Source organism: Streptomyces hygroscopicus, assembly GCF_026168105.1.
In the GTDB taxonomy this organism is placed as follows: Bacteria; Actinomycetota; Actinomycetes; order Streptomycetales; family Streptomycetaceae; genus Streptomyces; species Streptomyces hygroscopicus_D.
Map to the genome: position 1 here is coordinate 1 of NZ_LBMW01000079.1, position 19,537 is coordinate 19,537.

Annotated in this window: 20 protein-coding genes; 8 read left to right on the forward strand and 12 right to left on the reverse strand. The window is 70.2% G+C overall.

All coding sequences use genetic code 11. The annotated features are described in order from the left end of the window. Positions 1-54: 54 nt before the first annotated feature. Entirely contained in the window at positions 55-795 is a 741-nt protein-coding gene (locus AAW14_RS37245) for a SigE family RNA polymerase sigma factor (protein WP_265568894.1), read from the reverse strand. A 265-nt stretch (positions 796-1,060) separates the two neighbouring features. On the opposite strand from AAW14_RS37245, the gene afsQ1 reads away from it, so the two are divergent. The 5 genes from afsQ1 (at position 1,061) to AAW14_RS37270 (ending at position 4,830) form a co-directional block, all read left to right on the forward strand. Next, positions 1,061-1,738 (forward strand): two-component system response regulator AfsQ1, encoded by a 678-nt coding sequence (gene afsQ1 / locus AAW14_RS37250; protein WP_265568895.1) that lies wholly within the window; start codon positions 1,061-1,063, stop codon positions 1,736-1,738. Further along, on the forward strand, positions 1,735-3,300 hold the full coding sequence (locus AAW14_RS37255; protein ID WP_265568896.1) for a sensor histidine kinase: 1,566 nt from the start codon (positions 1,735-1,737) through the stop codon (positions 3,298-3,300). The genes afsQ1 and AAW14_RS37255 overlap by 4 nt, the downstream gene beginning before the upstream one ends. Then, entirely contained in the window at positions 3,297-3,911 is a 615-nt protein-coding gene (locus AAW14_RS37260; RefSeq protein ID WP_265568897.1) for a hypothetical protein, read from the forward strand. The genes AAW14_RS37255 and AAW14_RS37260 overlap by 4 nt, the downstream gene beginning before the upstream one ends. A 67-nt stretch (positions 3,912-3,978) precedes the next feature. Then, positions 3,979-4,530, forward strand: coding sequence for a VanZ family protein (locus tag AAW14_RS37265; RefSeq protein ID WP_265568898.1), 552 nt, complete (start codon positions 3,979-3,981; stop codon positions 4,528-4,530). A 93-nt stretch (positions 4,531-4,623) separates the two neighbouring features. Beyond that, entirely contained in the window at positions 4,624-4,830 is a 207-nt protein-coding gene (locus AAW14_RS37270; RefSeq protein WP_265568899.1) for a PspC domain-containing protein, read from the forward strand. A 94-nt stretch (positions 4,831-4,924) separates the two neighbouring features. On the opposite strand, the gene AAW14_RS37275 is transcribed toward AAW14_RS37270, so the two are convergent. Together AAW14_RS37275 and AAW14_RS37280 are read right to left on the reverse strand one after the other, a co-directional pair. Further along, positions 4,925-5,275 (reverse strand): ATP-binding protein, encoded by a 351-nt coding sequence (locus tag AAW14_RS37275; RefSeq protein ID WP_265568901.1) that lies wholly within the window; start codon positions 5,273-5,275, stop codon positions 4,925-4,927. Between the two features lie 129 nt (positions 5,276-5,404). Next, positions 5,405-6,559 carry an adenosine deaminase gene (locus AAW14_RS37280; protein WP_265568902.1) on the reverse strand — a complete coding sequence of 385 codons (1,155 nt, stop codon included), beginning with the start codon at positions 6,557-6,559 and terminating at the stop codon, positions 5,405-5,407. A gap of 113 nt (positions 6,560-6,672) precedes the next feature. Between AAW14_RS37280 and AAW14_RS37285 the strand changes: the two genes are divergently transcribed. Continuing rightward, a complete protein-coding gene (locus tag AAW14_RS37285; protein ID WP_265568903.1) occupies positions 6,673-7,434 on the forward strand; it encodes an alpha/beta hydrolase in 762 nt (253 codons plus the stop codon). A 91-nt stretch (positions 7,435-7,525) separates the two neighbouring features. On the opposite strand, the gene AAW14_RS37290 is transcribed toward AAW14_RS37285, so the two are convergent. Next, positions 7,526-8,479 carry a LysR family transcriptional regulator gene (locus AAW14_RS37290; protein ID WP_265568904.1) on the reverse strand — a complete coding sequence of 318 codons (954 nt, stop codon included), beginning with the start codon at positions 8,477-8,479 and terminating at the stop codon, positions 7,526-7,528. Positions 8,480-8,542: 63 nt separating this feature from the next. On the opposite strand from AAW14_RS37290, the gene AAW14_RS37295 reads away from it, so the two are divergent. Beyond that, positions 8,543-9,814 (forward strand): MFS transporter, encoded by a 1,272-nt coding sequence (locus tag AAW14_RS37295; RefSeq protein ID WP_265568905.1) that lies wholly within the window; start codon positions 8,543-8,545, stop codon positions 9,812-9,814. 121 nt (positions 9,815-9,935) lie between these two features. After that, on the forward strand, positions 9,936-10,943 hold the full coding sequence (locus AAW14_RS37300; protein ID WP_265568906.1) for a sigma-70 family RNA polymerase sigma factor: 1,008 nt from the start codon (positions 9,936-9,938) through the stop codon (positions 10,941-10,943). Here AAW14_RS37300 and AAW14_RS37305 read toward each other — a convergent pair. The 8 genes from AAW14_RS37305 to AAW14_RS37340 all read right to left on the reverse strand — a co-directional run bounded on the left by AAW14_RS37305 (position 10,836) and on the right by AAW14_RS37340 (position 18,937). After that, complete coding sequence (locus AAW14_RS37305; protein ID WP_265568907.1) at positions 10,836-11,222, reverse strand: STAS domain-containing protein; 387 nt, start codon at positions 11,220-11,222, stop codon at positions 10,836-10,838. The two genes, AAW14_RS37300 and AAW14_RS37305, sit on opposite strands and share 108 nt — an antisense overlap. Positions 11,223-11,251: 29 nt before the next feature. Further along, on the reverse strand, positions 11,252-11,569 hold the full coding sequence (locus tag AAW14_RS37310; RefSeq protein ID WP_322741161.1) for a Uma2 family endonuclease: 318 nt from the start codon (positions 11,567-11,569) through the stop codon (positions 11,252-11,254). 199 nt (positions 11,570-11,768) lie between these two features. After that, a complete protein-coding gene (locus AAW14_RS37315; RefSeq protein ID WP_265568908.1) occupies positions 11,769-13,046 on the reverse strand; it encodes a thymidine phosphorylase in 1,278 nt (425 codons plus the stop codon). Between the two features lie 81 nt (positions 13,047-13,127). Beyond that, entirely contained in the window at positions 13,128-13,529 is a 402-nt protein-coding gene (locus tag AAW14_RS37320; protein ID WP_265568910.1) for a cytidine deaminase, read from the reverse strand. Continuing rightward, positions 13,526-14,788, reverse strand: a complete 1,263-nt coding sequence (locus AAW14_RS37325; RefSeq protein ID WP_265568911.1) for an ABC transporter permease — start codon at positions 14,786-14,788, stop codon at positions 13,526-13,528. Before AAW14_RS37325 ends, AAW14_RS37320 begins: the two co-directional genes overlap by 4 nt. After that, positions 14,788-15,912, reverse strand: a complete 1,125-nt coding sequence (locus AAW14_RS37330) for an ABC transporter permease (protein ID WP_265568912.1) — start codon at positions 15,910-15,912, stop codon at positions 14,788-14,790. Before AAW14_RS37330 ends, AAW14_RS37325 begins: the two co-directional genes overlap by 1 nt. Next, positions 15,912-17,591, reverse strand: coding sequence for an ABC transporter ATP-binding protein (locus tag AAW14_RS37335; RefSeq protein ID WP_265568914.1), 1,680 nt, complete (start codon positions 17,589-17,591; stop codon positions 15,912-15,914). Before AAW14_RS37335 ends, AAW14_RS37330 begins: the two co-directional genes overlap by 1 nt. 299 nt (positions 17,592-17,890) lie before the next feature. Next, entirely contained in the window at positions 17,891-18,937 is a 1,047-nt protein-coding gene (locus tag AAW14_RS37340; RefSeq protein ID WP_265568913.1) for a BMP family lipoprotein, read from the reverse strand. Positions 18,938-19,537 lie beyond the last annotated feature (600 nt).

Below are 19,537 nucleotides of genomic sequence, written 5' to 3' on the forward strand. Positions count from 1 at the left end.
CCCTCCCCCGGTACCGCTCCCCCCGTGGTGGTGCTCCCCCGTTCCCCCCATCCCTCAGGCGACAAGCTCCCCGAAGGACTCCTCCTCGTCACGGCCGAAGCTGAGGACCTCGTCCTCACGCAGCCGGCGGAGCGACCGCCAGATGCTGGACTTCACCGTGCCGACACTGATGTCGAGGATCTCCGCGATCTCCGGGTCCGTGCGGCCCTCGTAGTAGCGAAGGACCAGCATGGTGCGCTGGAGTTCCGGCAGCCGGGCCAGCGCCTGCCACAGGACGGCGCGCAGTTCGGTGCCACGCATCGCGTCCGTGTCGCCGACGGTCTCCGGCAGTTCCTCGGTCGGGTATTCGTTCAGCTTGCGGCGGCGCCACGCGCTGATGTGCAGATTGGTCATCGTCCGCCGCAGGTAGCCACCCACGGCCGCCTTGTCGCTGATCCGGTCCCACGCCTTGTACGTCGAGAACAGCGCGCTCTGCAGCAGGTCCTCGGCCTCGAAGCGGTCACCGGTCAGGTGGTAGGCGGTGGCGTACAGGGAGGCGCGGCGCTCCTCGACATAGGCGGTGAACTCCGCCTCCGTCGCCGAACGACGCTCCCCCGAGACCTCCCCGTACGCGGCTCCCCCGTGAGCTTCCCCCGTGTGAGCGTCAACCACCGTCATATAGGCGGTGTGCTGACGCCCGGTGCCGCGAGCGCACCCCCGCCCGCTCACGGCACCGGACTTTTCCGAACCCCGGGTCACGTCGTGCAGACGCGTGACCACTGCGCCGCTGGTGCTGGTGCCGTGCAGCGTGTTCATCTCGCGCCCCCCGTCGTGGAGTCCCCGGTCTTCGACTTGCTTCCTTGCCTGTGCCGAAAACTCTGCCCGGGCGACTTCATGGCCGTGTCCGCCGACTGTCACAGGCCTGTCACAGGGGTCGTCCGCAACCGCTTCACAACCCGGACACGGACAAGAGTCGTACGGCTACGCAGCCGTACCATTGGCCGGTACCTCGCACCGGCCGGATGTGCGGGAGCGCTCGAGCAGTCGAAAGACGGCCATGGCATGGGCCAGAATGACCCCCGTGCCTTCCCTGTTGCTGATCGAGGACGACGACGCCATCCGAACGGCCCTGGAGCTCTCTTTGACGCGCCAGGGACACCGTGTGGCCACTGCTGCCACCGGCGAGGACGGTCTCAAGCTGCTGCGCGAACAGCGGCCGGATCTGATCGTGCTGGACGTGATGCTGCCCGGCATCGACGGATTCGAGGTGTGCCGGCGCATCCGGCGCACCGACCAGCTGCCGATCATCCTGCTGACGGCGCGCAACGACGACATCGACGTCGTGGTCGGGCTGGAGTCCGGCGCGGACGACTATGTCGTCAAACCCGTGCAGGGGCGGGTGCTCGACGCCCGTATCCGGGCCGTACTGCGCCGCGGCGAGCGCGAGTCCAGTGACTCGGCGGCCTTCGGCAACCTCGTCATCGACCGCTCGGCGATGACCGTCACCAAGAACGGCGAGGATCTGCAGCTCACCCCGACCGAGCTGCGGTTGCTCCTGGAGCTGAGCCGGCGGCCCGGACAGGCACTGTCCCGGCAGCAGTTGCTGCGGCTGGTGTGGGAGCACGACTACCTGGGCGACTCACGGCTCGTCGACGCGTGCGTGCAGCGCCTGCGCGCCAAGGTCGAGGACGTGCCGTCGTCGCCCACGCTCATCCGTACGGTCCGTGGGGTCGGCTACCGGCTGGACGCCCCTCAGTGACCGATCCGCAAGGGGGACTCCGCGGCTGGGCCGCGGCCCGCAAGGCCGTACTGTCACGACTCCGCTTCACGAGCCTGCGACTGCGCCTGGTCGTGGTGTTCGGGCTGGTCGCCCTGACCGCCGCCGTGTCGGCGTCCGGCATCGCGTACTGGCTCAACCGCGAGGCCGTGCTCACCCGCGCCGAGGACGCGGTGCTGCGCGACTTCCAGCAGGAGATGCAGAACCGGGCGAGTTCACTGCCGGTGCACCCGACCCAGGACGAACTGCAGCACGCCGCCGGGCAGATGGCGAACAGCAGTCAGCGTTTCAGCGTGCTGCTGATCGCGCAGGACGAGCGCGGCAGGACCGTCACCGGCAACTCCGACCTGGACACCTTCACGCTCGACGACGTGCCGAAGTCCCTGCGCAAGGCGGTGGACAAGCAGCAGTCGGGATCGTCCGCCGGCAAGCCCGCCTACCACCTGTACTGGCAGCGGGTCGTCGAGGGCGACAAGCCGTACCTGGTGGGCGGTGCGAGGGTGATCGGCGGGGGCCCCACCGGCTACATGCGCAAGTCGCTGGAGCCGGAGGCCAAGGACCTCGACTCGCTGGCCTGGTCGCTCGGCATCGCCACGGGCCTCGCGCTGATCGGCTCGGCGCTGCTCGCGCAGGCCGCCGCCACGACCGTGCTGAAGCCGGTGCACCGCCTCGGTATCGCGGCCCGGCGCCTGGGCGAGGGCAAGCTGGACACCCGGCTGCGCGTGTCCGGCACCGACGAACTGGCCGAGCTGTCCAGGACGTTCAACCGTGCGGCCGAGTCCCTGGAGAAGACGGTCGCGGACATGAGCGCCCGCGACGAGGCCTCCCGCCGTTTCGTGGCGGACATGTCCCATGAGCTGCGTACGCCCCTGACGGCGATCACGGCCGTCACCGAGGTCCTCGAGGAGGAGCTGGACGCGGAGACGGGCGGCATCGACCCGATGATCGAGCCGGCCGTACGGCTCGTGGTCAGCGAGACCCGGCGGCTGAACGACCTCGTCGAGAACCTGATGGAGGTCACCCGCTTCGACGCGGGCACGGCCCGGCTGGTCCTGGACGACGTGGACATCGCCGACCAGATCACCGCGTGCATCGACGCCCGCGCCTGGCTGGACGCCGTCGAACTGGACGCGGAGCGGGGCATCATGGCCCACCTCGACCCGCGCCGCCTCGACGTGATCCTGGCGAACCTGATCGGCAACGCGCTCAAGCACGGCGGTTCGCCGGTACGGGTCCGTGTGCGCGAGGAGGGCGAGGACCTCCTCATCGAGGTGCGGGACCACGGTCCCGGTATCCCCGAGGACGTGCTGCCGCATGTCTTCGACCGCTTCTACAAGGCGAGCGCCTCACGCCCGCGCTCCGAGGGCAGCGGCCTCGGGCTGTCCATCGCCATGGAGAACGCGCACATCCACGGCGGCGAGATCACGGCGGCCAACTCGCCCGAGGGCGGGGCGGTGTTCACGCTGCGCCTGCCGCGCGACGCTTCGCCGCTGATCGCGGACGAGACGCGGAACAGGAACGGCACCGAGGGGAACGCCGGATGACGATACGAGGCGGACGCTCCTGGCTCGCCGTACCGCTGCTGGCCGCGCTGCTGGCCGGGTGCGGCATCCGCGCCACCCAGGTACCGACGGACTTCGGTCCCGCGCCCTCCCGGGTACCCTGCACGCTGTCCGGCACGGACGTGTCCACGCAGGCGGGCCGTGGCATCCCGGTCCAGGTCTTCCTGCTGTGCTCCTCCCAGCTGGTGACGGTGGACCGTTTCGTGCGCATACCGGACGGCACGGCCGAGGCACAGCGCCGGGTGCTGGTGGCGCAGGGGCTGCTCGACCAACTCGCCGCCAAGCCCTCCGCCCCGGAGAGGCAGGCCGGCTACACGACGGACGTGACCAGCGGCATCGAGGTGAGCGGCCCGCGCGGCAAGGACCCGCAGAACACCTTCCGGCTGAGCACCCCCCTGGGAGCCCTCGCCTCGGCCCCCCTCGCGCAGATCGTCTGCACCTTCGCCGACTCGGAGGCGACCGCCGCCGACGACGGGACCGTCGTGCTCGGCGGTCCGCAGGACCGGCCGCTGCGCCGCTACGAGTGCACCGGCGCGGTGCGCGCCCATCCGCGCAGTGTGGCGCCGCCGTCGAGCGAGGTGCCCGGCGCGTGAGCGCTCCGTAGGCGCGCGACTGCGGGAAAGGGGAACCGATCGTGCCGCACCCCGCGTCTAGGGGGGCGTGCAGCGTCAAGGCTCAGACGGCGGCAGCGCCGCGATCCGCGTCCGTGTGGCAGGGGGTGTCCTCCTCGTCGCACACCTCGCGCTCGTCGCCTGGATCACGTTGCGCCCGTTGGACGTGCCCTGGGTGAGGCCCGCAAATCTCCATCCGTTCGCCGGTATCAGAGCCGATCTCGCGCTGGGCTGGCCGGAGGCCGCCCGCCGCATCGGGGAGGGCCTCGCGCTGCTCGCGCCGCTCGGAGTGCTGCTGCCGATGGCGGGCGGGCGGCTCTTCGTCTCGCCGCTCGCGTCGCTGCTGCGTACGATCGCCGCGGGCACCCTGATCTCCCTGGGCATCGAGCTGCTTCAGACCGGGGTACCCGGTCAGGTCGTGGACATCGACGCGGTCCTGCTCAACACGACCGGGGTGGCGCTGGTCCATCTCCTGGTCGTGCCCGCGGCCCGGTTCCGGCTCCGCCGCCGGGCCGCGTCACGCAGCCGGGACGCCCTCCCCCGGGAGGAACCGGCTCAGGGTCGGACCCCGACTATTCCCAGGGTCGGGATGGCCCCGTAGAGCGACGCTTTGGCCGCTTCGTCCCCGTAGCGTGGAACACGTCGAACAGGTCGAACAGATCGATTCCCATCCACGGTTCGCGAAGGAGCCCTCATGACCGCCCTGGCCCGCCCCACCCACGGACGGATGATCGGCGGAGTGTGCGCAGCGCTGGCACGGCGCTTCGGCACCTCCGCGACCACGATGCGCGTGATCTTCCTGCTGTCGTGTCTGCTTCCGGGCCCGCAGTTCTTGCTCTACATAGCGCTGTGGATCCTGTTCCCGTCGGAGGACAAGACGGACACCCGCACCGCCTGGTGACGACCGGCGCCGCTTTGCGCCACCGCCGACACGCCGACATACCGATGGGCGCCCCGGATCGGGGCGCCCATCGGCGTCGTACGGGTGGGTCGCCTCAGGTCAGCGGGGCCCCGTTCACCGGGAGGCCGTGGGTGGGCAGTCCCCGGACCGGCAGTCCGCCGAGCAGCCCGGCGACCGGCGTGGCCGGACCGCCGGTGACGGCCTCCTCGGCCACGGGACGGGTGGCGGCCACCGCCCCGCCGAGCGCGTTCCGTCCCTGGCCGAGCACATCACCGGCCCCGGGCAGCACCTTGGCGGCGTCGCCGACGGGCAGCGTCCGGGTGACGGTGTCCGGCCCGGCGACGTCCGGGACGGCCGGGGCGGCACTCGCGACGCCCGCGCCCGCGGCGGCGAAGGCGGCACCGAGGGCGGCGACACCGAGGGTCTTGGCAGCAGACTGCTTCATGGTGATGCGTCCTTGGATCCGATAACGGGGGTATGAGCAGTCCACGACCGTAAACACGCGCAGCCCGGCTCCGCAAACATGCGAAAACGGCCGGAAAGTTGTTTCCCGGCCGCTTCGAAAAGGCAGCCGTCAGTCCTCGGACACCGCAGAACCGCTGGTGGACGCGGTCTGCTGGAACAGCCATTCGGACTTCAGCTCGGCAAAGCCGGGCTTGATGACGTCATTGATCATCGCCAGTCGTTCATCGAAAGGAATGAATGCTGACTTCATAGCATTGACCGAGAACCACTGCAGGTCGTCGAGTGTGTACCCGAAAGCCTCGACCAGGTGGTCGAATTCCCGGCTCATGCTCGTCCCCGACATCAGACGGTTGTCCGTGTTCACGGTGGCGCGGAAGTGCAGGCGCCGCAGCAGTCCGATGGGGTGCCCGGCGTACGAGTCGGCGGCACCGGTCTGGAGGTTGGAGCTGGGGCAGAGCTCCAGCGGGATCCGCTTGTCGCGCACGTACGAGGCCAGGCGCCCGAGCTTCACCGAACCGTCCTCGAGGACCTGGATGTCGTCGATGATGCGCACCCCGTGCCCGAGCCGGTCGGCACCGCACCACTGCAGGGCCTGCCAGATGGACGGCAGTCCGAAGGCCTCGCCGGCATGGATGGTGAAGTGGTTGTTCTCGCGCTTGAGGTACTCGAAGGCGTCGAGATGCCGGGTGGGCGGGTAACCGGCCTCGGCGCCCGCGATGTCGAAGCCGACCACTCCCTGGTCCCGGTAACGGTTGGCCAGTTCCGCGATCTCCAGGGCGCGGGCCGCGTGCCGCATGGCCGTGAGCAGGGCGCCGACGCGGATGCGGTGCCCGTTCACCTTCGCTCGCCGCTCGCCCTCCCGAAAGCCCTCGTTGACCGCCTCGACGACCTCCTCCAGGCCGAGGCCGCCCTCCAGATGCTGCTCGGGCGCGTACCGCACCTCGGCGTAGACGACCCCGTCCTCGGCGAGGTCCTCGGCACACTCGGCGGCCACCCGTACGAGCGCCTCGCGGGTCTGCATCACACCGACGGTGTGGGAGAAGGTCTCCAGGTACCGCTCCAGGGAGCCGGAGTCGGCGGCCTCGCGGAACCAGATGCCGAGCTTGTCCGGATCGGTTTCGGGCAGATGCCGGTAGCCCGTTTCGCGGGCGAGTTCGACGACGGTGCCGGGGCGCAGACCCCCGTCGAGGTGGTCGTGCAGCAGGACCTTGGGCGCCCGGCGGATCTGATCCCAGCTCGGGGTGTTCTGGTGCTGGCTCGTCATTTCCGCACCATAGCCCCTACGCGCGTAGAGCTCGGGGCGATGCAGGGTGTCGATACGCAACGGTGACCCACAGGACTGGTTTCGTGCACCGTCGATTCTGACACTGTTCTGTCATGGCACACCAAGCGACGCCGGTTCGCAGGGCCCGGCTGGGCAGGGCGCTCGGACCGGAGCCGACAGCGGTGAGCGGCGCGGTGCTGCTGCTCCCGGGCGGCGACGAGGTCTCAGCCCGCAGACCGTCCCCCCTGATGGCCACCGCCTCCGTCCGCGCACTCGGCCGCCGGCTGGCGCGGGCGGGCCAGGGCGAGGGCCTGGTGGCCCACGTGGTGCACTACCGCTACCGCGGCTGGAACGGCAGCGAGGCACATCTGGCCCGGGACGCCGCCTGGGCCACGGACGAGGTCGTACGGCGCTACGGGGACGTGCCGGTCTGTCTCGTCGGCGTGGGCATGGGCGGTCGGGCGGCGCTGCGCGCGGCCGGCCACACGGCCGTCAACTCCGTACTGGCACTGGCCCCTTGGCTGCCCGAGGAGGACATGGCGGCATCGCCCGAACCGGTGAAGCAGCTCGTGGGGCGCCGGGTGCTGATCGTGCACGGCACGAACGACGAGCGTACGGACCCGGAGCTGTCGTTCCGGCTCGCGGCGCGGGCGAAGAAGGCGAACCGCGACATCTGCCGCTTCGAAGTGCACGCCGACGGGCACGGGTTGCACCAGTACCGGTCCGAAGTGCACGCGCTCTCCGAGGACTTCGTGATGGGCACGCTGTTCGCACGGTCCTTCTCCCGGCCGGTGGAGGACGCGCTGGCGGCTCCGCCGCCGCTGGGCCTGCGGATGCCGTTGGCGGCGGGATTCGGGAAGTCGCTTCGGAGGTAGCCCCGGAGCGGCGTGGAACACCTCGCCGTTCACCTCCGCGGGCCCGCCGTGGCCGGTCGCACAGTTCGCGGCGACCCCCGCACGGGAGGCGTCAGTCGGGCAGCAGCCGCCCCCTCCTGGACAGCAGAAACCTCTTGAACGCCGCCACCGGTGGCGTGTCGACGCGCCCCTCCAGCCACGCGACGCCGATCTCCCGCACCGCCCGCGGCGCGGTGACCGTCAGCTCGACGACCCCGGGGCGCGGCACGGCCGGCGGCGGCAGCAGCGCCACGCCGAGGCCCGCCGCGACCAGGCCCCGCAGGGTCTCGGCCTCCTCGCCCTCGAAGGCGATGCGCGGCTTGAACCCGGCCGAACGGCAGAGGTCGTCGGTGATACGGCGCAGACCGTAGCCCGCCTCGAGGGTCACGAAGGTCTCGTCGGCGGCCTCGGCCAGACGCACCCGCCTGCGGCCCGCGAGCCGGTGGTCGGCAGGCACGACGAGCCGCAGCTTCTGCTCGTCGAGACGGCGCGCGACCAGGTCGGGGGCGTCGGGCACCGGAGAGGTCAGGCAGAGGTCCAGCTCGCCCGCCCGCAGCCTCTCGAGCATCGCCTCGCCGTAGTTCTGGACGAGGCTGAAGCGGACGCGGGGGTGGCCGACGCGGAACGCGTGGATGAGGCCGGGTACGGTCTCGGCGCCCATGGTGTGCAGAAAGCCGAAGGCGACCTTGCCAGTGGCCGGGTCGGCGTCCGCGCGCACCTCGTCGGCGCCCCGCTCGATCTCCGCGAGGGCACGCTCGACGGAGGCGAGGAACGTACGGCCGGCCGGGGTGAGCGAGACCGTCCGGCCGTGACGGGCGAACAGCTCGACGCCTAGGTCCTGTTCGAGCCGGACCAGTGCGCGGGACAGGGTGGACTGCGGGACCTGCATCTCCTGCGCGGCCCGGGTGACGTGCTCGGTGCGGGCGGCGCCCGCGAAGTACGCCAGGCGGGGGGCAAGTACCGCAACGATGTCTTCTGTGTCACTGGACGGTGACAGGCTCCCGCCTGACCTCTGCTGATGCACCATGGGAACGATTATGGGGTTTCTGTGCATTGGACGGATGAGTGGCGGGGTCCGTACGTTCGAGTCATGCCTGCCGCCGATACCGGGGCGTCCACCACCGTGGGCGCCGATGCCGCACACGTCCCCGCCGCCGACTCCCGTATGACCCCGGGTGGCCCCGGCTACCACCGGATGAGCCTCGCCCTCTTCCTCGCGGGAGTCGCGACCTTCGCCCTCCTCTACTCCACGCAGGCCCTGCTGCCGCTGGTCTCCCGCGACTTCGGGGTGACGGCGAGCGCGGCGAGCTGGACGGTGTCGGGCGCCACGGGCGCGCTGGCCCTGTTCGTCCTTCCCATGAGCGCGCTCTCCGAGCGGTTCGGTCGGCGTACGGTGATGACCGCGTCGCTGGCGGTCGCGGTCTCGGTCGGTCTGCTGGTCCCGTTCGCCCCGTCGCTGGGCGCGCTGATCGCGCTGCGGGCGGTGCAGGGCGCGGCGCTGGCCGGACTGCCGGCGTCGGCGACCGCCTATCTGGCCGAGGAGGTCAGCCCCAAGGCCCTGATCACGGCGATCGGGCTGTTCGTGGCCGGCAACAGCGTCGGCGGGATGAGCGGCCGGGTCATCACGGGCTGGGTCGCGCAGGAGTGGGGCTGGCGGGTGTCCGTCGGCACGATCGGCGCGATCGCCGTGGCCTGCGCGGTGGCCTTCCGGCTGCTGCTTCCGGCGCCGCGGCACTTCCGGCCGGGCTCGCTGCGCCCGCGTCTGCTGGCCGGCACGGTCCGCGACCACCTCGCCAACCCGCTGCTGCGTCGGCTGTACGCGATCGGCGCGCTGTTCATGATGGTGTTCGGCGGCGTCTACACCGTGATCGGCTACCGCCTGACGGAGGAGCCGTTCGGGCTGCCGCAGGGCATCATCGGCTCGATCTTCCTGGTGTACCTGGTGGGCACGGTGTCGGCGTCGGCGGCGGGCAGGCTGGTGGGCCGTCTGGGCCGTCGCGGCGCCCTCTACCTGGCGGCCGGTACGACGACGACGGGTCTGCTGCTGTCCCTGGCCTCCGAGCTGACGCTGGTGCTGCTGGGCCTGGTCCTGATCACGGCCGGCTTCTTCGCGGGCCACGCAGTGGCGTCGTCGGCGGTCAGCCACACGGCGAAGCAGGGCCGCGCCCAGGCCTCTGCCCTCTACCAGTCGGCGTACTACATCGGCTCCAGCACGGGCAGCACGCTCGGCGCGGTGGCCTTCCGCGCGGGCGGCTGGACCGGAACCGTGGGCATGGGCGTGGTGGCGGTGCTCGGCGTCGTGACGATCACCCTGCTCGGCTCGAGGGCGGCCCGCACGGAACGCCGCCCGGCGACCGCCTGAGCGCGTGGCCCCACCTGCGCCTTCCCACGCTGCGGGGGCCGTTGTCAGTGGGCTGCGGTAGCTTCCGAAGTGCTGGGGCGCGAAGGTGCGCGACAGGAACGGCCACAGGGGTGGGTGGACCATGAGTGACGGCACAGCGACGGCGGAGGACCTCGACGTCCAGCTGGAGAAGCACCGTGTCGAGCTGACCGGGTACTGCTACCGCATGCTCGGCTCCTCCTTCGAGGCCGAGGACGCGGTGCAGGACACGCTGGTCCGCGCCTGGCGGAGTTACGAGAAGTTCGAGGGCCGCTCCTCCCTGCGCTCGTGGCTGTACAGGATCGCGACGAACGTGTGCCTGGACATGCTGAGCGCGGGCAACAAGCGCGCCCGCCCGGTGGACCTCACCGACTCCACGCCGCTCGCCCGGGCCGCCCTGTCCCCGCGCCCGGACAACACCTGGCTGGAGCCGATGCCGGACGCCCGCGTGCTGCCGACCGTGAGCGACCCCGCGGAGGCCGCGGTCGCCAAGGAGTCGGTCCGCCTGGCCTTCATGGCGGCCCTGCAGCAGCTGCCGCCCAAGCAGCGCGCGGTGCTCATCCTGCGCGAGGTGCTGGCCTGGAGGGCGAGCGAGGTCGCCGAGCTGCTCGAGACCTCGGTCGCCTCGGTCAACAGCGCGCTGCAGCGGGCGCGCGCGACGCTTGCGGAGCGAGGCACGGAGGGCGCCGAAGCCGCCGTTTCGGACCCTCTCGACGCGGAGCAGCAGAAGCTCCTGGAGCGCTATGTCGCGGCCTTCGAGGGGTACGACATGACGGCGCTGACGGCCCTGCTGCACGAGGACGCGGCGATGACGATGCCGCCGTTCGACCTGTGGCTGCGCGGCACCCCGGACATCACCGGCTTCATGACCACCATCGGCTCGGCCTGCGCGGGCTCCCGGCTGGTGCCGGTCGCGGTCAACGGCCTGCCGGGCTTCGCCCAGTACAAGCCGGACCCCGACACGGGCGGCTTCACGGCCTGGGCGGTTCAGGTTCTGGAGATATCAGACGGCCGGCTCACCGGGTTCCACTTCTTCCTCGACACGAAGCGCTGGTTCCCGCTGTTCGGCCTTCCCCTCCAGCTCGAAACGGAGGCCGACGAGGTCGAGTAGAGCACGCAGGACGGGGGCCGGATCACGCAGCCGGATGCGGCCTCCTGCGCGTTGGGCGGCCAGCTGGAGCCGGGCCAGTACGTCGACGGTGCCGAGCTGCACGGGCCTCAGCGCTCCGACGTCACATACGACGATCCCGGCTCCCGTGGCGTCGAGCAGCGCCCGCAGGTCGCCGCCGAGCCTGGTCACATCGTCCGGCGTGACAAGACCGGCCAGCACGAGGACGGTGGGTGTCTTGGGCTCCACGATGGGTAGACCGGGCGGCCCGGAGGAACTCATCGGCTCCGGGGCAGGGCGAGGCTGTTTCCCTACTTGGCCGGAAACTCGCCGGTGTCCAAGGTGAAACCGAACGGCTGGGGAAGGTCGATGGCGTCACCGAACTTGCATGCGCGCAGGACACGGAAGACGTTGTCCTTCGGCTCACCGTAGAGCGTGATGGTGGGACCGCCGGGGGCACAGCCGTCAATGAGCAGGTAGAGCGGGACACCGGCCTGGGCGTAGCCTGCGGCCTTCTTGATCCGTTCGTTGGTCGCGTTGGACTTGGAGGTGATCTCGACGATGAGTTCCGCAGCTGCCGCGGGAATGTAGTTGCCAGCTTCGGCACGCAGCACCTCCCTGGGCGCCACAGCGATATCAGGGAGATCCGGACCAGGTCGTCCCACTCGTGTCCGTTGGCCGCCGAGTGGTCGACGGGGAGTGCGCTCATGGCCGTCTCCAATCGGTGTGACACCGACCCCAGCATGCCGAACGGGACCGGTGGCGGTCCACCGATCCCGTTCACCCGAAAGGGGCCGTGACATCAGCGGCCTCCGGCCGCGGCCCAGGTCAGGCGATGCGTTCCAGCACGACGGGAGACGCCGTGAACGCCGTTCCGGCAGGGGCGACGTCGTAGGAACCCTCCACCGCCTCGAGCGCGTACTCGAAGCGCTCCGGCGTGTCGGTGTGCAGGGTCAGCAGCGGCTGGCCCTCAGTCACCGTGTCGCCCGGCTTGGTGTGCATCTCGATGCCCGCCGCCGCCTGCACCGGGTCCTCCTTGCGGGCGCGGCCGGCACCGAGGCGCCAGGCGGCGACGCCGATGTCGTACGCGTCCAGGCGGGTGAGGACACCCGACGCCGGGGCCTTGATCACGTGCTGTTCCTTCGACGTCGGCAGCTGCGCGTCCGGGTCACCGCCCTGGGCCGCGATCATGCGGCGCCACACGTCCATCGCCGAGCCGTCGGCAAGGGCCTTCGCCGGGTCCGCGTCCTTCACCCCGGCCGCGTCCAGCATCTCCCGGGCCAGCGCGATCGTCAGCTCCACCACGTCCGCCGGACCACCGCCCGCCAGGACCTCCACGGACTCGCGGACCTCAAGGGCGTTGCCCGCGGTCAGGCCCAACGGGGTCGACATGTCCGTCAGGAGCGCGACCGTCTTCACGCCGTGGTCCGTGCCCAGGCCCACCATGGTCCGCGCCAGCTCACGCGCGTCCTCGACCGTCTTCATGAAGGCGCCGGAGCCGACCTTCACGTCCAGGACCAGGGAGCCCGTGCCCTCCGCGATCTTCTTCGACATGATCGACGAGGCGATCAGCGGGATCGCCTCCACCGTGCCCGTCACATCCCGGAGCGCGTAGAGCTTCTTGTCCGCGGGCGCCAGGCCGTCGCCCGCCGCGCAGATCACCGCCCCCGTGGTGTCGAGGACATGCAGCATCTCCTCGTTCGACAGCAGCGCGCGCCAGCCGGGGATCGACTCCAGCTTGTCCAGCGTGCCGCCGGTGTGGCCGAGGCCGCGGCCGGACAGCTGCGGGACGGCCGCACCGCAGGCGGCGACCAGCGGGGCCAGCGGAAGCGTGATCTTGTCGCCGACGCCGCCCGTCGAGTGCTTGTCGGCCGTCGGACGCGACAGCGACGAGAAGTCCATGCGCTCGCCCGAGGCGATCATCGCGGCGGTCCACCGGGCGATCTCACGCCGATTCATGCCGTTGAGCAGGATGGCCATCGCGAGCGCGGACATCTGTTCGTCGGCCACCTCGCCCCGCGTGTACGCGTCGATGACCCAGTCGATCTGCTCGTCACTCAGCTCGCCGCGGTCCCGCTTGGTGCGGATGACGGAGATGGCGTCCATGGCCATGGCTTCCTTCCGAAGTTCCGAAGGGGTGCGGCCCCTCCGCGCCGCACAGGGCGAGTCGGAGGGGCCGCACGGGAGTTACTTGGTGAGATGGTCGGGGCCGAAGGCCTGGGGCAGCATCTCGGAGAGCGGCAGGATCCCGGCCGGTGTCTCCAGCAGCAGGTCGGGACCGCCGAACTCGTACAGCAGCTGGCGGCAGCGGCCGCACGGTACGAGGACGTCCCCGTTGCCGTCCACGCACGTGAAGTGCGTCAGCCGGCCGCCCCCGGTGTTCTGCAGCTGCGAGACGAGTCCGCACTCGGCGCACAGACCGAGACCGTACGAGGCGTTCTCGACGTTGCAGCCGGTGACGATCCGCCCGTCGTCGACGAGGGCCGCGACACCGACCGGGTAGCCCGAGTAGGGGGCGTACGCGCGGCCCATCGCCGCGCGCGCCTCCTGCCGCAGGGCCTCCCAGTCGGCCGTCGCGGACGGGGTCACTTGCCCTGTCCCTTCCGGTACGGCAGACCGTCCGCCTTCGGCATCCGCAGGTGCTGCGCGGACAGCGAGAGCACCAGCAGGGTGACGATGTACGGGGTCGCGGTCACGAGCTGCGCCGGAACCTCGCTGGTGCTGACGTACCAGACGAACATCAGGGCCGCGACCACCGCCGTGATCAGGGCGGGGACGTACCTCTTCTTCCACACGAAGTAGGCGGCGCCCAACACGACCAGGATCCCGAGCAGAAGGATCAGCGCGTGGACGTTGGTGGTGCCGCCGCGCAGGTTGAGGCTGTCGGTGTAGCCGAACAGGGCCGCGCCGAGGGCGGTCCCGCCCGGCATCCAGTTACCGAAGATCATCGCGGCGAGACCGATGTAGCCGCGGCCGGCCGTCTGGCCGTCCAGGTACACGTTGGACGCCACGATCGACAGGAACGCACCGCCCAGTCCGGCGAAGCCGCCGGAGATGATCACCGCGATGTACTTGTACTTGTAGACGTTGACGCCGAGGGACTCCGCCGCCACCGGGTTCTCGCCGCACGAGCGCAGGCGCAGGCCGAACGACGTGCGCCACAGCACCCACCACGTGACCGGGACGAGGGCCACCGCGATGACCGTCAGCGGCGACAGGTCGGTGACCAGACCGCCGATCAGGCCCGCGATGTCCGAGACCAGGAACCAGTGCTTCGAGTTGAGAGTGTCCAGCCAGTCGGACAGGCCCGGGATGCTGAACGTGCCCAATGACGGGATCGGCGGGGACTGCTTGGCGGAGCCCTGCGGCGCGTTCTCGAAGGTGAACTTCGACAGATAGCGGGTGGTGCCGAGGGCCAGGATGTTGATCGCCACACCGGAGACGATGTGGTTCACGTTGAAGGTGACGGTGGCGATGGCATGCAGGACGGCGCCGAGCGCGCCGCCGATGATGCCGAAGGCGACACCGATCCACGGACCCCACTGGTAGCCGGCCCAGGCGCCGAACCAGGTGCCGAGGATCATCATGCCCTCGAGACCGATGTTGACGACGCCCGAGCGCTCCGCCCACAGGCCGCCCAGGCCCGCGAGACCGATCGGGACGGCCAGGCGCAGGGCCGTGGACATCTGTCCCGTGGAGTCGATGCCGTCGGCACCGGTGATCAGACGGACGACCGAGGTCAGGATCAGTACGCCCGCGATGATCATCAGAAGTACGGGGAGCGAGACACGGCGGCTGCCCTTGCCGGGCTGCTGCGCCTTCGGCTTCGCGACGGTCGCGGTGGTCATCAGGCAGCCACCTCCTTCTTGTGCGAGTTGTTGTTGGCCTCGGCGGCCAGCTCCGCGCCGACCCGCTTCTGCTGGCGGCGCAGACCCCACTGGCGTACGGCCTCGTAGGAGATGACGACCGCGAAGACGATCAGGCCCTGCATGATCGTGGCGATCTCCTTCTCGTACGCCACCGGGGTCGCGTAGTCGAGGGCGGGAGACGCCTTGTCGAGGAAGGCGATCAGAAGTGCGGCGAAGGCGATACCGACCGGGTTGTTGCGGCCGAGCAGGGCGATGGTGATACCGGTGAAGCCGAGACCCGTCGGGAAGCTCAGGCTGTAGGTGTGGGCATCGCCGAGCAGCAGCGGCAGGCCCGAGAGGCCCGCGACGGCGCCGGAGATCAGCATCGCGGTGCGCACCATCTTCTTGGCGTCGACGCCGGAGGCCGCGGCGGCGGTCTCGGAGGCACCGGTGGCACGCAGGTCGAAGCCGAAGCGGGTGCGGTTGAGGACCAGCCAGTACAGGATGCCCGCGAGGATCGCGAAGAAGACCAGGCCGTAGATCTCACCGACGTCGGCGCCCAGGTTGATGCCCGGGAACCAGCCGGACTTCTTCATGATGCCGGTCGTCATGTTGTTGCCGACCTGCACGCCCCAGACGTTGGAGAGCGTGAGGTAGCCGATGAGGCTGGTGGCGATCGCGTTGAGCATGATCGTCGAGACGACCTCGCTCACGCCCCGGGTGGTTTTCAGGACGCCCGCGATACCGGCCCAGAAGGCGCCGGTGAGCATGGCGACCAGCATCAGGAACGGGATCTGCAGGAAAGACGGCAGCGCGACGTGCGCGCCGACGACCGCGGTCATCATCGCGGCGAGGCGGTACTGGCCGTCGACGCCGATGTTGAACAGGTTCATACGGAAGCCGATGGCCACCGCCAGCGCCGCCAGGTAGTACATCGACGCCTGGTTGATGATCAGCACCTGGACGTCGGAGAACGACGCCTGCTGGAGCATCAGCACGTACGGCTCGAACGGGTTCTTGCCGGAGGCGACCAGCACCACCGAGGTGAGCAGGATCGCCGAGACGAGGGCGATGACCGGGCCGGCCACCGCGAGGAGCACCCGCTCCTTGTCGAACTTCTTCATCAGGCCTCGTCCTCCGGGGCGGCGTCCGTTGCGTCTTCCGTGGATTCCTCCACGTGTTCCAGGTGTCCGGACGCGGCACCCGTCATGGCCGAGCCCAGTTCCTCCGGAGTGATGGCGGCCGGGTCGGCGTCGGCGACCAGCTTGCCGTTGTAGATCACCCGCAGGGTGTCGGACAGGCCGATCAGCTCGTCCAGGTCCGCGGAGATCAGCAGCACGGCCAGGCCCTCGCGGCGGGCCTCGCGGATCTGGTCCCAGATCTGTGCCTGCGCGCCGACGTCCACACCGCGGGTGGGGTGGGCGGCGATGAGGAACTTCGGCTTGTGGCTCATCTCGCGGCCGACGATCAGCTTCTGCTGGTTGCCGCCGGAGAGGGAGGCGGCGGTGACGTCGATTCCGGGCGTGCGGACGTCGTACTCCTCGACGATCCGCCGCGTGTCCTCCTGGGCGGCCTTGAGGTCGAGCCAGAAGCCCTTGGCGTTGGGGCGCTCGGTGACATGGCCGAGGACGCGGTTCTCCCACAGGGGGGCCTCGAGGAGGAGGCCGTGGCGATGGCGGTCCTCGGGGATGTAGCCGACGCCCTGCTCGCGGCGCTTGCGCGTGGGCCAGGCGGTGATGTCCTCGCCGAGGAAGGAAATGGACCCGGAGTCGGCGTGCTTGAGGCCGATCAGCGCGTCGATGAGCTCGGTCTGGCCGTTGCCCTCGACGCCGGCGATGCCCATGACCTCGCCCGCGTGGATGGTGAAGGTGACGTCGTCGAGGACGCGTTTCACCTCGCCGGCGGTCTCGGCCGTCGCCTCCGTGAGCAGGCCGCCGGCCGAGGGCTCGGCGAGCTCTCCGAGGGAGGGGCCGCCGACGGCGTGCACGGTGAGGCCGTTGACCTCGATGACGGCCTCGTCCGTGACGGTGGACTCGGCGGTCTCCGGGGTGGGCAGCTCGCTGCCGACCATCAGCTCGGCGAGCTGGCGCGGGGTGGTCTGGGAGGGGACGGCGGTACCGACCGTCGTGCCCCGCCTTATGACGGTGATGTCGTCGGCGACCGACAGCACCTCGCCCAGCTTGTGGGAGATGAAGATGACGGACAGACCCTCGGACTTCAGCTCGCGCAGGTTCTCGAAGAGCGCGTCGACCTCCTGCGGGACCAGCACGGCGGTCGGCTCGTCCAGAATCAGGGTCCGGGCGCCGCGGAAGAGGACCTTGAGGATCTCCACGCGCTGGCGGTCGGCCACGCCGAGGCTCTCGACCAGGACGTCGGGGCGTACCCCGAGCCCGTACCGGTCGGAGATCTCCTTGATCTTCTTACGGGCGCCGCCGCCGATGCCGTAGAGCTTCTCGCTGCCGAGGACCACGTTCTCCAGGACCGTGAGGTTGTCGGCGAGCATGAAGTGCTGGTGGACCATGCCGATGCCGCGCGCGATGGCGTCGGCGGGGCTGCCGAAGGCCACCTGCTCGCCCTCGACGGTGATCGTCCCCTCGTCCGGCTTCTGCATGCCGTAGAGGATCTTCATCAGCGTCGACTTGCCGGCACCGTTCTCGCCGACGAGGGCGTGGACTGTGCCCTTGCGGACCGTGAGGTGGATGTCGTGGTTGGCGACGACACCCGGGAATCGCTTGGTGATCCCCGCCAGCTCGACCGCGGTCGTCGACTGTGCGGTGAGCGGAGGGCTGCTGGACGCGTCGATGGCGCACTCTCCTTGGAAAAGGGGCCTTTCTACGCGCGTAGCGCCCCTGCTTTAAATAGTGCTCGGATCTGACTGGATCCGATCGGTTTCCAATCCGTTCCGAGCATTGTGCCGCGCGAACGGGGTGCGGGCAGGTCATCCTCCCCGCACCCCGTTCCGTGGCCGTAACGCTGCCACTACGGCGGCGCCTTGGCCATGGCCTGTCACGGCCTTTTGGCCGGGGTGTCCCGGCGTCGTGATCTCGACGCCGGGACATCCGGGCCGCGAACCTCAGGACGTCAGGACGCCCGGCCCACGGGTCAGGACGTCTTGATCTTGATCGTGCCGTCCTTGATGCCCTGCTCGGCCTTCTTCAGTGCGGCCTGCAGGTCGGCGTTGTTCTTGAAGACCGGGTTGGAGTCGGCCAGGCCGACACCACCGTTGGCGAGGCTGCCGCGGACCTCGCCGGCCAGCGGCTTGCCGTCCTTGACGACCGACTTGGCGAGGTCGTAGACCGCGCCGGAGACGTTCTTCAGGGCGGAGGTGAGGATGTAGTTCTTGTACGCCGCCAGTGCGCTCTGCTGGTACTGGTCGGAGTCGACGCCGATCGCCCACACCTTGTGCGCGGCAGCCGCCTTGATGACACCCTGACCGGACAGACCGGCCGCGTGGTAGACGACGTCCGCACCGGCGTCGATCTGGCCGTTCGCGGCGTTCTCGCCCTTGTCCGGGCTGGAGAAGCCGCCCTCCTGCGCGGTCTGCGTCAGGTACTGCTTCTCGATCTTGATCTTCGGGTTGACCGACTGGGCACCCTGGACGAAGCCGTCCTCGAACTTGTGGATCAGCGGGACGTCCACGCCACCGATGAAGCCGATGTGGTTCTTCTTGGTGACCTTGGCGGCGGCGACACCGGCGAGGTAGGAGGACTCCTCCTCGTGGAAGACCAGGTCGGCGACGTTCTTCGCCTGGATGGTGTTGTCGTCGATGATGCCGAAGGTGACCTTCGGGTACTTGGCCGCGGCCTCCTTGACGGCGGGCGCGTACGCGAAGCCGACACCGATGACCGGGTTGTAGCCGGACTTGGCCAGCGTCTCCAGGCGCTGCGCCTTGTCGGCGTCGGACTCGTTGTCCTGCGGCTCGACGTCGCGGCCGCCGACACCGAAGTCCTTCTCGGCCTTCTGGAAGCCTGCGTACGCGGCGTCGTTGAAGGACTGGTCGCCCTTGCCGCCGACGTCGTACGCAAGGCCGATGCCCTTGCTCTTGCCGCCGCCGGCCGACTCGGTGGACGAGCTGCCGCAGGCGGACACGGTGACAGCGAGGGCTGCTGTTGCAACGCCAGCTACGGCGATTCGGGACACCCGGCGCATGGAACGTGACTCCTTTGTGCGTGCGCCCCTACCAGGCGCTGGTTCCGCGGCAGCGTAACGCGCGTAGACCGGACGGAAAACCCCTTCTGTCCGGTCCGTTATCGAGATGTGGCCGCAGACACAGCACGGAGTTACGGAGAGCGGTGCGCCGCTTGCGGCAGGCAAGGGCGAGGGGCGACGGATGGTGGTTTTGGGGACTTGTGGGGGTCGTGAGGCGGGTGTGTTTCTCCGGGGGCGGAACGGCTCGGGGTGTGACTTTTTCTTACCCGTTCCGTTCTTCCGGAGTCGATTGGGCCGGGGGCCGGAGTTGTCATTGGAGCAGCCGGGCCGGAGCTGTCATGGGCGGGGGCCCGAGTTGCGGTGGGCCTTGCGGGGATGCCGGGACGGGGGTTGTTTACGGCCCGGAAGCGGGAGGGAGGCCGCGACTGTGATCGCGAGGCGGCGGGGCCGAGCGGGAGAAACGCGGGCGCGGGCACGCATCGAGCGCGGCGTGGGCGCGGGCACGCATCGGGCACGCATCGGCCGCGGCGCGGGAGGCGGGCACGCATCAGCCGCGGCGCGGGAGGCGGGCACGCATCAGCCGCAGCGCGGGAGGCGGGC

Coding starts and splice junctions, on each gene's coding strand:
- AAW14_RS37245 (WP_265568894.1), bottom strand. CDS start 795: ATGAACACGCTGCACGGCACCAGCACCAGCGGCGCAGTGGTCACGCGT.
- AAW14_RS37260 (WP_265568897.1), top strand. CDS start 3,297: ATGACGATACGAGGCGGACGCTCCTGGCTCGCCGTACCGCTGCTGGCC.
- AAW14_RS37270 (WP_265568899.1), top strand. CDS start 4,624: ATGACCGCCCTGGCCCGCCCCACCCACGGACGGATGATCGGCGGAGTG.
- AAW14_RS37275 (WP_265568901.1), bottom strand. CDS start 5,275: ATGAAGCAGTCTGCTGCCAAGACCCTCGGTGTCGCCGCCCTCGGTGCC.
- AAW14_RS37280 (WP_265568902.1), bottom strand. CDS start 6,559: ATGACGAGCCAGCACCAGAACACCCCGAGCTGGGATCAGATCCGCCGG.
- AAW14_RS37285 (WP_265568903.1), top strand. CDS start 6,673: ATGGCACACCAAGCGACGCCGGTTCGCAGGGCCCGGCTGGGCAGGGCG.
- AAW14_RS37290 (WP_265568904.1), bottom strand. CDS start 8,479: ATGGTGCATCAGCAGAGGTCAGGCGGGAGCCTGTCACCGTCCAGTGAC.
- AAW14_RS37295 (WP_265568905.1), top strand. CDS start 8,543: ATGCCTGCCGCCGATACCGGGGCGTCCACCACCGTGGGCGCCGATGCC.
- AAW14_RS37300 (WP_265568906.1), top strand. CDS start 9,936: ATGAGTGACGGCACAGCGACGGCGGAGGACCTCGACGTCCAGCTGGAG.
- AAW14_RS37305 (WP_265568907.1), bottom strand. CDS start 11,222: ATGAGTTCCTCCGGGCCGCCCGGTCTACCCATCGTGGAGCCCAAGACA.
- AAW14_RS37315 (WP_265568908.1), bottom strand. CDS start 13,046: ATGGACGCCATCTCCGTCATCCGCACCAAGCGGGACCGCGGCGAGCTG.
- AAW14_RS37325 (WP_265568911.1), bottom strand. CDS start 14,788: ATGACCACCGCGACCGTCGCGAAGCCGAAGGCGCAGCAGCCCGGCAAG.
- AAW14_RS37330 (WP_265568912.1), bottom strand. CDS start 15,912: ATGAAGAAGTTCGACAAGGAGCGGGTGCTCCTCGCGGTGGCCGGCCCG.
- AAW14_RS37340 (WP_265568913.1), bottom strand. CDS start 18,937: ATGCGCCGGGTGTCCCGAATCGCCGTAGCTGGCGTTGCAACAGCAGCC.